The sequence below is a fragment of the Frigoribacterium sp. PvP054 genome (assembly GCF_040547465.1).
Lineage (GTDB): Bacteria > Actinomycetota > Actinomycetes > Actinomycetales > Microbacteriaceae > Frigoribacterium.
Map to the genome: position 1 here is coordinate 50,920 of NZ_JBEPPU010000009.1, position 12,458 is coordinate 63,377.

The 12,458-nt window shown below is 73.8% G+C and carries 11 protein-coding genes and 1 tRNA gene; 4 read left to right on the plus strand and 8 right to left on the minus strand.

Annotated features, from left to right (window positions below; all coding sequences use genetic code 11):
* Window positions 1–444: 444 nt before the first annotated feature.
* Window positions 445–981 (plus strand): hypothetical protein, encoded by a 537-nt coding sequence (locus ABID81_RS11980; protein WP_354595016.1) that lies wholly within the window; start codon window positions 445–447, stop codon window positions 979–981.
* 83 nt (window positions 982–1,064) lie between these two features.
* Here ABID81_RS11980 and ABID81_RS11985 read toward each other — a convergent pair whose 3' ends face one another.
* Window positions 1,065–1,820: a response regulator gene (locus ABID81_RS11985; protein ID WP_354595089.1), complete on the minus strand. Its 756-nt coding sequence runs from the start codon at window positions 1,818–1,820 to the stop codon at window positions 1,065–1,067.
* A gap of 5 nt (window positions 1,821–1,825) precedes the next feature.
* Complete coding sequence (locus tag ABID81_RS11990) at window positions 1,826–4,417, minus strand: ATP-binding protein (protein ID WP_354595017.1); 2,592 nt, start codon at window positions 4,415–4,417, stop codon at window positions 1,826–1,828.
* Between the two features lie 334 nt (window positions 4,418–4,751).
* On the opposite strand from ABID81_RS11990, the gene ABID81_RS11995 reads away from it, so the two are divergent.
* The gene (locus tag ABID81_RS11995; RefSeq protein ID WP_354595018.1) at window positions 4,752–5,417 is read left to right on the plus strand and encodes a TetR family transcriptional regulator; all 666 of its coding nucleotides are present in this window, start codon (window positions 4,752–4,754) and stop codon (window positions 5,415–5,417) included.
* A gap of 3 nt (window positions 5,418–5,420) precedes the next feature.
* Window positions 5,421–6,227: a phosphotransferase gene (locus tag ABID81_RS12000; RefSeq protein WP_354595019.1), complete on the plus strand. Its 807-nt coding sequence runs from the start codon at window positions 5,421–5,423 to the stop codon at window positions 6,225–6,227.
* A 74-nt stretch (window positions 6,228–6,301) separates the two neighbouring features.
* On the opposite strand, the gene ABID81_RS12005 is transcribed toward ABID81_RS12000, so the two are convergent.
* The 5 genes from ABID81_RS12005 to ABID81_RS12025 form a co-directional block, all read right to left on the minus strand.
* Entirely contained in the window at window positions 6,302–7,210 is a 909-nt protein-coding gene (locus ABID81_RS12005; protein ID WP_354595020.1) for a glycosyltransferase family 2 protein, read from the minus strand.
* Entirely contained in the window at window positions 7,207–8,598 is a 1,392-nt protein-coding gene (locus ABID81_RS12010; protein ID WP_354595021.1) for a PIG-L family deacetylase, read from the minus strand. Before ABID81_RS12010 ends, ABID81_RS12005 begins: the two co-directional genes overlap by 4 nt.
* On the minus strand, window positions 8,592–9,776 hold the full coding sequence (locus tag ABID81_RS12015) for an acyl-CoA dehydrogenase family protein (protein WP_354595022.1): 1,185 nt from the start codon (window positions 9,774–9,776) through the stop codon (window positions 8,592–8,594). The genes ABID81_RS12010 and ABID81_RS12015 overlap by 7 nt, the downstream gene beginning before the upstream one ends.
* 100 nt (window positions 9,777–9,876) lie before the next feature.
* Window positions 9,877–10,209, minus strand: coding sequence for a hypothetical protein (locus ABID81_RS12020; RefSeq protein ID WP_354595023.1), 333 nt, complete (start codon window positions 10,207–10,209; stop codon window positions 9,877–9,879).
* A gap of 165 nt (window positions 10,210–10,374) precedes the next feature.
* Window positions 10,375–10,464, minus strand: a tRNA-Ser gene (locus tag ABID81_RS12025).
* Between the two features lie 207 nt (window positions 10,465–10,671).
* Between ABID81_RS12025 and ABID81_RS12030 the strand changes: the two genes are divergently transcribed.
* Window positions 10,672–10,983 (plus strand): hypothetical protein, encoded by a 312-nt coding sequence (locus ABID81_RS12030; protein ID WP_354595024.1) that lies wholly within the window; start codon window positions 10,672–10,674, stop codon window positions 10,981–10,983.
* Here the strand turns inward: ABID81_RS12030 and ABID81_RS12035 are convergent.
* Entirely contained in the window at window positions 10,935–12,308 is a 1,374-nt protein-coding gene (locus ABID81_RS12035; RefSeq protein ID WP_354595025.1) for an LCP family protein, read from the minus strand. The genes ABID81_RS12030 and ABID81_RS12035 overlap by 49 nt on opposite strands.
* Between the last annotated feature and the right edge of the window lie 150 nt (window positions 12,309–12,458).

The window sequence follows — 12,458 nt, forward strand, 5'->3', positions numbered from 1 at the left end:
CACCGGCCGGGAGGCAGGCACGCGCTCCCCCACGTTAAGCCTCGCGCGCCTCCTGGTGGTGCCCCCGGGCGTAGGGATCCCGTCAGGATTCTTCGTCACCGCCGGACGGGGACGCGCAGGACGCGCTCAGGATTTCTCAGCCGCGAATGATTGACCCTCTTGACGCGTGCAGTCTGCATCTCTAGGTTATTTGTGTATCAGCTACCAATTAGAAAGCTGAATATCAATGAAGATTTCTCGAAGAATGACTGCAGCCCTGGCCACACTCGGGCTTGCCCTCTCCAGTGTCGTCATCGCGTCGTCGCCCGCTCTTGCCGACCAGGAAAAAGACGCACGCCGCCCCTGCAACTTCATTTACCAAGGCCAATGCGTCCAGTGGGCAACGACTGAGGCATCGTGCCGAGACATCTTCAACACGGGTGCGTCGGACACGAAGAAGAAGGCTTGCTCGATCTGGCGTGCGACGGGCACGGTCTTGGTCATCCACTGATGCGACCCGCCGGACGGGGACGACGCGCGACGACGCTGGCGGTGGTCGTGTCGGTGCCGCTCGTCCTCGTCACGGCCTGTGTCGATCCGACACCGCGCATCGACCCCGTCCAGTGCAGGGGCATCGAACACAGCTGGAACGAGTACGTCGCTGCCCGGGCCGACGGCGAGCTCGACCGGCAGGAGGCTCACGCCGTACGGCGGGAACTGACGGACACCTGGGACGACCTGCTGAGTGACGGTTCAGGCTCGGTCGAGTTCGACGAGGTCGTCCGTACGGCAGAACGCAACCTGCTCGACGCCTGGAACGGCCCGACTGAGGCCGACCACGCCACGGGACGGACGTCATTCGTCAACGGGTTGGCAGCCATCGAGCTGTACTGCACCCGAGGCGGGCAGCCCGTCGCCCTCGACGTCGACGAGGTTCCGCTCGACGCTCCAGCGCCCGATCCCACGGCGGACGGCGGGGGCGGCGGGCCGACGCACGACTGACGCGGTCGCCTTCTCGGCCCGGCACCGCCGACAGGACGGGACACCGCGTCGCCCTGCGGTTCGCCCGTCCGCGCGGGGCACGCTCAGGGAACGGAGTCGGGGGCCGGCTCCGGCACGAAGCGGTAGCCCATGCCGAGCACGGTCACGAGGTGGCGGGGTGCGGCCGGCACCGGCTCGAGCTTCTTGCGGAGTTGGGCGAAGTAGAGCCGGAGGTAGCCGGTGTCCTTCGCGTGGAACGGGCCCCAGACCTCGGTCAGGATGGCCTCTCGGGTGATCAGCTTGTCGGGGCTGTGCAGCAGCAGCTCGAGGATCTTCCACTCGGTCGGCGTCAGCCGGACCGACTCGCCGCCAGCACCGGCACCCGCACCGCCACCGGCACCGGAACCGGCACCGCCACGCAGCCGCCGCACCACGGTCTTCGCCGCCAGGTCGACCTGCACGTCGCCGAACGACACCACGGGCTGTTCGTCGTCCGCGCCCGACGGCAGGCGGCGGGTCTGCGCGCGGATGCGGGCGAGCAGCTCGTCCATCGAGAACGGCTTGGTGACGTAGTCGTCGGCTCCCGCGTCGAGGGCCTCGACCTTGTCGGCGGCGTCGGTGCGACCCGAGACGACCAGGATCGGCACGGTCGACCAGCCGCGCAGCCCCTGGATGACCTCGACGCCGTCGAGGTGCGGCATGCCGAGGTCGAGCATCACGAGGTCGGGGTGCCGGCTCGCCGCCAGGTCGAGCGCCTCGCGTCCGTCGGCGGCCGTGACGACGTCGTAGCCGCGCGCGCCGAGGGTCACCTTCAGCGCCCGCAGGATCTGCGGGTCGTCGTCGGCGATGAGGATCTTCACGGCGCTCACGTGGCCGACCGTACCCGATCGTCGTCGTCGGCCGGTCCGACCGACCCGGGCACCGCCGGGCCGTTCGCCGCGGGCCCCTGCACCGCTGGCCCCTGCACCGCGGGCAGCCCCACCACCATGGTCAGTCCCCCGCCGGGGGTGTCGTCCAGCGCGAGCGTGCCGCCCATCGCGTCGACGAACCCCTTGCTCAGCGCCAGGCCGAGCCCGAGCCCCGTGCGGTTGTCGGTGTCGCCGAGGCGCTGGAACGCCACCATGATCTCGTCGCGCCGTTCGACCGGCACCCCCGGCCCACGGTCCACGACGCGCAACTCGACGCGGTCGCCGAACGCGCTCGTCGAGATGCGGACCCCGGTGTCGGGCGGCGAGTGTCGCAGCGCGTTGTCGAGCAGGTTGACGACGACGCGTTGCAGCAGCACCGGGTCGGCACGGACCGCCGGCACCGTCGCCCGCAGCGCCAGCTCGACGTCGGCGGGCCCGAGGCCGAGCTCGTCGAGGGCGCCGAGCACGACCTCGTCGAGGTCGACGTCGGCCGGACTCACGGCGAGCGCCCCCGCCTGCACCCGGCTGACGTCGAGCAGGTCGGTGACGAGGGTCGAGAGCGAGTCGAGGCTCTCGTGCGCGGTCGAGAGCAGCTCGTCACGGTCGGCGTCGCTCCAGGTGACGTCGGTCTGCCGCAGCCCGCTGACGGCGGCGGTCGCCGCGGCCAGCGGGCGACGCAGGTCGTGGCCGACGGCGGCCAGCAGGGCGCTGCGCATGCGGTCCACCTCGGCGAGCGGGGCGACCTGCCCTGCGGTCCGACTGAGCTCGGAGTGCTCGAGGGCCGCCTCGACCTGCGCCGCGACGACGTCCAGGAGGCGCCGGTCGGCCGCCTGCAGCTCGGGTCCCGTCAGCTCGAGGGTCGCGTCGGCGCCCGCGGCGATCGCCGTGGTCGTGTCGCCGGGGGCCCCGGGTGCCGGGCGTCCCGCGTCGGCGAGCCGCGCCTCCCCGACCTGGACGCCGCCCTGGACGACCCGGACGCGGGTCATGCCGAGCGCCTCACGGGTGCGCCCGATGAGGGCCTGCAGGGCGTCCTGCCCGCGCAGCACGCTGCCGGCCACCGTGGCGAGCAGCTCGGTCTCGGCGAGGGCGCGGGCCGCGGCCCGGCTGCGGCGCGCTGCCTGGTCGACGACGTAGCTGACGATCGCGGCGTTCAGCACGTAGAGCACGAGGGCGGCCAGGTGCAGGGGCTCGGCGATGGTCAACTGGTAGATCGGCGCGATGAAGAAGAGGTCGAGCGTCACGCCCGACAGCAGCGCCGCCAGCAGGGCCGGCCACAGGCCGCCCGTGACGGCCACGACCACCACGAGCAGCTGGAAGACCAGGACGGTCCCCGCGATGCCGTCCTCGGAGCGGTGGCCCGCCAGCAGGGCCGTGAGCAGCGGCCCGGCCACGAGCGCGAGCACGAAGCCGGCCAGGACGCGGCCCCGGGACAGCGCCCCGCCGAGACGCGGCAGCACCCGTTCGCGACCGGCCGAGGCGTGGGTGACGATGTGCACGTCGATGCGCCCCGACTCGCGGATCACCGTCGAGCCGATGCCGGGACCGGTCAGGGCCGCGGCCAGGCGACCGCGGCGGCTCACGCCGATGACGAGCTGCGAGGCGTTCACCCCGCGGGCGAAGTCGACCAGGGCGCGGGGCACGTCCGAGCCGACGACCTGGTGGTACGTGCCGCCGAGCTTCTCGACGAGGGCCCGTTGCGCGGCCAGGGCCCCGGGTGCCCCCTGGCGCAGGCCGTCCTGCGCGCTGACGTGCACGGCGACGAGCTCGCCGCCGGACGACCGGGCGGCGATGCGGGCGCCGCGGCGGATCAACGTCTCGCCCTCCGGCCCGCCGGTGAGGGCGACGACGACGCGTTCGCGGGCCTCCCACGTGCTGTCGATGCCGTGTTCGTCGCGGTAGGCCTTGAGCGCGCTGTCGACCTCGTCGGCCAGCCAGAGCAGCGCCAGTTCACGCAGGGCCGTCAGGTTGCCGAGTCGGAAGTAGTTCGAGAGGGCGGCGTCGACCCGGTCGGCCGGGTAGACCACGCCCTCGGCGAGTCGGTCGCGCAGGGCCTGCGGCGCGAGGTCGACGAGCTCGACCTGGTCGGCCGCGCGCAGCACCGCGTCGGGCACGGTCTCGCGCTGCGTCGCCCCGGTGATGCGTTCGACCACGTCCGTGAGCGAGTCGACGTGCTGCACGTTGACGGTCGAGACGACGTCGATGCCGGCGTCGAGCAGTGCTCCGACGTCCTGCCAGCGCTTCTCGTGGGTGGACCCGGGGGCGTTCGTGTGGGCGAGCTCGTCGACGAGCGCGAGCTGAGGTGCCCGTGCGAGCACCGCCTCCAGGTCGAGCTCGTCGAGCGTGACGCCGCGGTGGTCGACCGATCGACGGGCCACCACCTCGAGGTCGCCGACCAGGGCCGCGGTCGCCCGGCGACCGTGCGTCTCGACGACGGCCACGACGACGTCGACCCCCTCGGCCCGGAGCCGCGCGCCTTCTTCGAGCATCGTGTACGTCTTGCCCACGCCGGGTGCCGCCCCCAGCAGCACCCTCAACCGCCCTCGCCTCATGTGCTCAGCCTGTCACCCCCGGAGTCGTCGGACGAGCGCACGGGAGAACCGCACGGGACGAGAACGCCGGAGGGCGGCACGCGGGCGGAGCGCACGGGAACGCCCCGTGACCGCGGGGGCCACGAGGCGTGTGTCTCGAGAGGACCAGGACCCCGCTCGTGGTTCAGCAGGAGGGTCGCACCCGACGCGGCCCTTCGCGATCTCACGGAGGTCTTGTGCCCGGTGCCTCTCGAGGCCGTCCGACCCGAATCGGACTCTTGAAGGATACGCGATCCGGGCGCGCCGTTGCCCAATGGGCATGGATATTCTCAGGAAGTCGCGGCACGATGGTCCGATGCAGCAGACCTCGGCACGCGACGGCCAGCCCCGATTCGTGGCCGAGGCCGTCGGCGGCCGCGACGAGAAACGTCGGGCGACCAGCCGCGGCCTCGCGGACGCGGCCTTCCGACTGGCGTCCGAGAGGGGCTTCGACGGCTTCGTCGTCGAGGACGTCACCGCCCTGGCCGGTTACTCGAGGCGGACGTTCGCGAACCACTACTCCTGCAAGGAAGACGCCGTGGCGTCGGTGCTGCTCAACAAGGCCGGCGCCGCCGTCGACGCGTCCGACCTGTCGGCCCTGGCGACGTTCCAGGGCACCGACATCGACCTGCTCGAGCTGCTGCTGCTCTCGGCGGTCGACACCCAGCTGTGCGACTACATGATCAGCCTGCGGCACCTGCTGCGGACGCACGAGCCCCTGCTGCCCTACGTGCTCGCGGTCGGCGTCCCCATGACCGAGCGGGTCGGCGACGTCATCGCCCTCGCCGTCGGGCCGTCGCGCGACCCCCTGACCACGTCGTTGCTGATCCACGCGACCTGGGGCGCCGTCATCGCCGTGCTGCGCGGCGTCTACGACCCGTGGACCGACACCACCACCGACGACGAACGCGTCGAGGCGTTGCGCGCCTACTGGGTGACCACCTTCGACCGGTTCCGCACGGGCTTCGGCCCGGTCGCCTGACCCGTGGCCGACGAGGTGCCGATCGGCGAGGGGCCGGCCGACGCGGTGCCCACCGACGCGGTGCCGACCCACGCGATGCCGGCCGGCGAGGTCCTGGCCGGGGGCAACATGAACGCGGTCGTCCGTCAAGGTGACACGGTCCTGCGCGTGGCCGGCCCCTGGACGCCCACCGTCCACCGGCACCTGGCCTACCTCGCACGCGCGGGCGTCCGCGGCATCCCCCGGCCGCTCGGCATCGAGGACGGCCGCGAACGCCTCAGCTTCGTCGACGCCGAGGTGCCGGTCTACCCCCTGCCCGACCACGTCTTCACCGACGAGGCCCTGACCGAGGGTGCCCGGCTGCTGCGGCGGCTGCACGACGCGAGCATCGGCTTCGGACTCGACGGCGCCGTCTGGCAGGCACCGGCGAAGGTGCCGTCCGAGGTGATCTGCCACAACGACTTCTCTCCCCACAACCTGGCGTACGACGCCGACGGGCACGTCGTCGGCGCGATCGACTTCGACTTCGCCTCGCCCGGTCCCCGCCTCTGGGACCTCGCCCACTACGCCACCCGCGCCGTCCCCCTGACCGATCGCACTCCCCCGAACGCGCCCGGCCCGGCCGACGCCGAGCGCCGCGTGCGCCTCCTGCTCGACGCCTACGGCAGCGACGCCACCTGGGACGACGTGCTGCGGGTCGCGATCATCCGCCTGCACGACCTCGCCGAGATGAGCCGCGACAAGGCGGTCGAGCTGGGCAAGCCCGAGCTGGCGGCCGATGCGGACGGGTACGAGCGCGAGGCCGCGTACCTGGCGACCGTCCGCGACTGAGCCGCACGCGCCTCCCGGGGGCGTCGACGCCTCCGTCGGCGCGGCACCGCCGTCAGGAGGCGCGGGTCGGCCCGTCAGGCCAGCAGGTCGACGGCGAGGTACCCCGCGTAACCGCCCGACGTGCGCCCGTCGCGTCGTCCGGAGGTCAGCACCTCGCCGACGTCCGAGGCGACGAGCGTCGCGCCCGCGGCGCGCAGCCGGTCGACGAGGTCGTTGTCCTCGTGCAGGTCGACGGGGGCGAACCCTCCGACGGCCCGGTACGACGAGGCCCGCACGCCGAGGTTGGCGCCGTGCACGTGGCCGTTCGGTCGACCCGGCGTGTGCCGTCCGGTCCACGCCGCGATCTGCCGGGGCGAGAGGTCGGCGAAGTCGGGACGCACCGTGCCGATCACGACGTCGGCCCCGGCGGCGGCTCGGTCGAGCTGGTCGTCGATCCACCCGACCGGGACGACCGAGTCCGCGTCCGTGCAGGCGAGCCAGACGGCGTCGAGCGGCAGGTCGCCGGGCGGCAGGTCCTCGGCCCGCAGGTCGCCGGCGGGCCGGTCGTCGGCGGGCGACATGTCGTCGGGCAGGGCCCCGGCGTCCGCTCCCTCGGCGGCCACCCCGAGCGCGGCCACCCCGAGCGCGGCCAGGGCCGCGTCGACCCCGACGGACCGGGCGACGCCGACGCCCCGGGCGTCGATCTCGACCACCTGCACGTCGGGGTGCGCCCGGGCGGCCGCGACCGTGCCGTCGGTGCAGGCGTCGGCCACGAGGACGACGACGACCCGCGCCTCCGGGTGCGTCCGGGCCGTGTGCCGACGGGCGCGCTCGACGCCGTCGAGGGCCCGTGAGACGAGTGCCTCCTCGTCGTGTGCGGGCACGACGACCGCGACGGCCCGCACGGGGTCGGTGCGCCCGTGGTCGGTGCGTCCGAGGGCGTCGGGCACGGGAGCGTCCGGCACGGGCCCACCGGACCCGGTGCGATCCGTCGCGTCGCTCATCGCAACCCCGTCCGCTGGGCGACCGACCGCGGGTCGCGCGAGAACACGTCGAGCACGAAGTCGTCCTCGACGTGGTGCGAGACCCGGTGGAGGCGCGGGTCGGCCCCCAGCCGGGCGTGCACGTCGTCCGCGCCCTGCCGGAAGTCGCCCTCGGGCTGCAGCCAGTGGCAGGCCACGACGTCGCCGTCGTCGGCGAGCCCGTCGACGATCGAGTCGACGAGCCGCCCGAACGCGTCGGGGGCGAGGTAGTAGCCCACCTCGCTGAGGACGACGAGGTCGAAGGTGCCCGCCGGGTAGTCCCGTGCGGCGTCGGCCTGCTCGACCGTGACGTGCGGGAGGTTCGCGAGCCGCTCCCGCGCGGCCTGCACGGCCACCGACGACACGTCGAGGGCCAGCAGGCGGTCGGCGGCCGGGGCCAGGTCGCCCGTCAGCACCCCGATCGAGCAGCCGACCTCGAGCACGTGGCCGTAGCGCTCCCGTGGCAGCGACGCGAGGGTCAGGGCACGCTTGCGCCGTTCGTACCAGCGCGTCGTGACGCGCCAGGGGTCGGCCCGGCGGGCGTGCGTCCGGTCGAACGTGGCCTCGGTCGCGGCCGCCCGCCCGGCCGGGCCCGCGGTCTCGTGCCCGTCCACGACGAACACCTCGCGTCCGCGGGCGAAGTGCCGCTCGAAGACCGGGTGCAGCACGGCCGCGTCCTCGGGTGCCGACGACAGCGGTCGACGCTGCGACGCGTAGGCCGCGAGGGCGGAGCGCTTCGCCGCGTCGGCGGCGGCGTCGAGCGGGAGGAGCCGCATCGACGACCAGGGGACGTCCGGGTGGTCGGGCGATCCCCAGTGCCAGAGCCAGATCGGGTACTGCAGCAGGCGGGGCGCCGCGACGCCGGCCTCGTCGACCAGCTCGGCGGCGATCTCGCCGAGAACCCGGTGGTCGCGGTGGCCGTCGCCGCTCCAGGGGGCGACGAGCACTCCGTCCGGCCAGGGCAGCAGGGGCCGCAGCCGTTCGGTGACCTCGGCGCGCGCCTCGCGCACGGCCCCGTCGGGCACGGCCCACCGGACCAGCTCGACGTCGTGACCCAGCAGGCCGACGGCGACCCGCGCCTCCTCGGCCCGCGTCGCGACGAGGCTCTCGGCGTCGGTGGACGACCCGGGGTGCGAGGCGGCCCCGTCGGTGACGACGACGACCGTGACCGGCAGGCCGCGGGCCGCGGCGTCGGCGATCAGCCCACCGGCGCCGAGCGTCTCGTCGTCGGGGTGGGCGGCCAGGACGACGAGCCGCGACACCGTGGCCGGGTCGACGGCTCCGTCGAGCGGCGGCAGGGCGAGGAGGCGCGGGTCGGCCTCCCAGGTCTCGACCGGGGTGCCCGGCGCGCGACCGTCGAAGCTCACCACGCGGGCTGCCCGTCCGAGAGGGCGTCGCGCAGCAGGGTCTGGCCGAGCGAGGCGTCGTCGCGTTCGCCGTGGTGCTGGCGCAGGTACAGCTCGAGGTCGGCGACGCGCTTCGCGTGGGCCGCGTCGGTGGCGAGCGGAGCGGGGCCCAGGGCGCGGGACGCCCGGGCGAGCACCTCGTCGCAGGCGTGCGCGACCGTGCCGCGGACGCGCTTCGCCAGCAGGCGCCCCGCGTCGCCGGTCGCCTCACCGGCGTCGACGAGGTCGGCCGCCTCGACCAGCGCCCGACGGGCGTCGGCCAACCGCGTGTCGACGAGGCCGAGGGCCTGCAGGAGGTGCGGGTCGGCCGGACGCCCCGGCGTGCGACCCGAGGCGGTCACCGCCGCGGCGAGCAGGGTGCGGGCCACCCCGACCGCGCCGCCGTACCAGCACGCGGCGACGCCGATGCCGCCCCACGAGAAACCGGGGCGCTCGAGGTACCAGCCGGGTGCGCCGACCTCGTGCGCCTCGACGTCGTCGAAGGCGACCGGGCCGGACGGGATCTCGACGAGGCCCCTGGCGTGCCAGGCGTCGGCCTCGACCGTGACCCCCGGCTGGCGCAGGTCGACCGAGAAGAGCCGCCGGTCGTCGCCGACCCAGGCGGTGATCAGGGCGCCGTCCACGGTGCCCGCGAGGGAGCACCAGGGCTTCGCGCCGGTGAGCGACCAGGCGGGGGCGGCGTCGGTGGCGTCGGCGGACCCGGGCCCCGTGGCCGGGCGTGCCGCGGCGACGAGACGGACGCCGGGGCCCTCGGCGGCGAACACCCCCCAGGTGAACGAGTCGTCGGCCCGGGCCCGGGCGGGCAGGGGCGAGCGGTCGGACGCCGCACGGGCGTCGCCAGCGTGCTGGTCGAGGATGGCGAGCGCGTCGAGGTGCGGTTCGGCGGCCCGGGCCGCACCGAGGTCGTGCGCCGCGAGCGTGGCGAGGGCCTGCCAGAGGTCGGCGGTCGACCCGAGCCCCGGCAGCGCGCCGTGGCGACCGAGCTCGACCGCGAGGTCGAGCGCTGCGCCCACGGACGGTGCCGCTCCCGATCGCAGCCGGTCGACGACGAGCGCGGTGGCCGTCCCGACGACCGGGCCCGCGCCTCCCAGGGTCACGGGGGTCACGGCCTCGGTCGGGTCCGGAGGCGCGGTGGTGGTCATCGTGCCGACGCTAGTCGGTCCGGCAGCGCTTGGCGGACCCTTGACAAGCGGAGACCACGCCGGTCCCGACCCGGCGAGAGTCGACGACGCCTGTCGGCGATCAGAACTCGTCGGTGTCGAGTGGGATGCCCTCGGCCGGTTCGGTGGACTGCGGTTCGACGCCCCGCAGCCGGTCGATGCGCGCCTCGATGTCGTCCACCAGGCCCGGGTCGTCGATCTCGGCCTCGTCGGTCTGCTCTTCTGAGACGAGCATCTGGCTCGCCGGGCCGAGCAGGATCTGGAACCGCTGGTGCAGGCCCGCGCGATCCCGGCCGGGGAGGTCGACCATGTCGGACTTGTTCTTCATGGCCAGGGCACGCGCGTACTCGACGACGGCCGCCGCGATCGTGTCGCCGGTGACCATGTACTCGTCGGTGTAGTGGATGCGTTTCACCCGGGGGCCTCCTGCGGTCGTGACGGGCGTCCGTCGCCGATTACGCTACGCCGGAGGCGACTGGGAAGGCGCCGCCCCGGGGGACACCCCCGGCACCGGGTGAGGGCAGAAGAAAAGCCACCCCGGAACGTCTCTGGCGAGAGAGAGGACCGACGTGGCTTTCCGCGGAGCCGGTGGGATTTGAACCCACGGTTCCCACAAAGGGAACTCCACCTTAGCAGGGTGGTGCACTAGGCCGAACTATGCGACGGCTCCATGCGGCTCGCGAGCGAACGCGCAGGGACCAGCATAGCGGCCCGCGGGCCAGATGCCGAACCGGGGCGGGCGGTGACAGAACCACCCTCGCCCCACCCGCTCCGGGGGCCGTGATCGGGTTGTCGGCATTTGTGCCGACACATAGAGTACCCCTGACGCCGACGACGGCCGAGGGGCCGGGGCCCGACAGCACGGGCCCGTTCACCCTTGCCGAACACGCCCTCCGACGGTCGCCGCGTCACGTGCCCCACCAGCGAGCGCCGCACCCGAACGGCGGCGTCCGAGGGGCTCGTCGCCGGCACCGACGCCGGCCTCCACACCCCCCTCGGTGCCGACCCCCTGATCCCGGCACCGCGGGGTTCTCATGCGCGCGCGTTCGGGCCGCCGCGTGAGGTCACCGGTCGTCCCGGCGAGCTGGTTACTCGCCGGGACGACTCTCGGGCGGCGCTCCTCGCCCGGACGCTGCGCGCCTACTTCGAGCCGAAGGCCACCGAGCAGGTCTGGTCGGCGGCCGTCTGACCGGTCAGCCCCTGGATGACCTCCGTCGAGGGTGCCGAGGTCTCGGTGCCCGTGCCCGGGTCGGCGGGCGCGGCCGTCCCGGCCGGAGCCGACGACGTCGGTGCGGACGCGGCCGGGGCGCCCGTCGCCGCCGGCGCCTCGGTCGCGGCCGGGGCCGTGCTCTCGGAGCCGATGCCGGTGCTGCCCTCGGGGATCGAGAAGGGCACGTCGCTCTTGATCGCGTCGAACAGCTGGTTCGCGACGGCCGTGTCCGGTTGCACCTTGCCCGCGTAGACCCCGGTGCCGCCGGTCGTGCCCGGGTACTGCACGAAGTTGACGTCGTCGAGCGGCAGGTCGCGCAACGCGAGTCCGATCTGCACCATGGTGTCGATCTTCGTGAGGCCGTCGGACAGGGTCATGTTGCTCGCCGCCGCACGGGCGAGCGAGTAGAGCTTGGTCGGGTTGCTCAGGGTGTCGGCGCTCTTGACCGTGCGCAGCAGCGACGAGAGGTAGACCTGCTGGCTGCTGATGCGGCCGAGGTCGGAGCCGTCACCGACGCCGTGCCGGGTCCGCAGGAAGGCCAGGGCGTCGGCACCCGAGAGCACCGACTCGCCCGCGGGGATGTCGAGGCCCGTGTAGCGGTCCTTGATCGGGGTGGCCGCGCACACCGGGACGCCGCCGATGGCGTTCGACATCTCGATGACGCCGTTGAACGAGATCATCCCCGCGAAGGGGATGTCGAGACCCGTCAGGGCCGACACCGTCGAGGCGACGCAGCTCAGTCCGCCGTACGAGTAGGCCTCGTTGATGGGCCGGGCCGCCATGGCCGAGTAGTACCCCGAGCCGTCCTCCTTGGCGCAGGACGGGATCGGCACGACCATGTCGCGCGGGATGCTGACCGCCGTCGCGTTGCTGTGGTCCGCCGAGACGTGCAGCAGGATGTTGACGTCGTTGAGGGTGGCGTCGCGCTTGCCGAAGGCCCCCTCGTCCTGGCTGGCGTCGTTGTCGGTGCCGACCACCAGGATGTTGAACCCGCCCTCGTACTCGCTGATCGAGGGCGGCGCCGCCTTGTTGGTCTGACCCTTCGCGGCCTGCAGCTCGACACCCGTGCCGAGGTCGCTGCGCACCTGGTACGCGGCGATGGCGCCGACCGAGGCGCCGCTCACGAGCAGGACCGCCACCGAGGCGGCGACGACCTTCGTGACGGCCCGCACCGCGCCTCCGTCCTTGAGCCGCCCGTGACGGGCCACGCCCGTCGACGCGGCCGCGGGGCGGCGCCAGAACGGTGACTTCTGGGGTCGGGCGGCTCGGCGGCCACGGCCGGATCGGTCGCGAAGGTCGCTCACGCGGTGTCCTCTCGGTCATCGAGGGCGCGAAGCACCCGGACCCGACCGACGGGACTGACTCGGTCTCGTCGATCTGGTGGGCGGGATCGCGCCGTTCGGTGTACGGGCAGGTGAAGATTGTACGCAGACTGCCCTGGGCGGCCCCCGGGG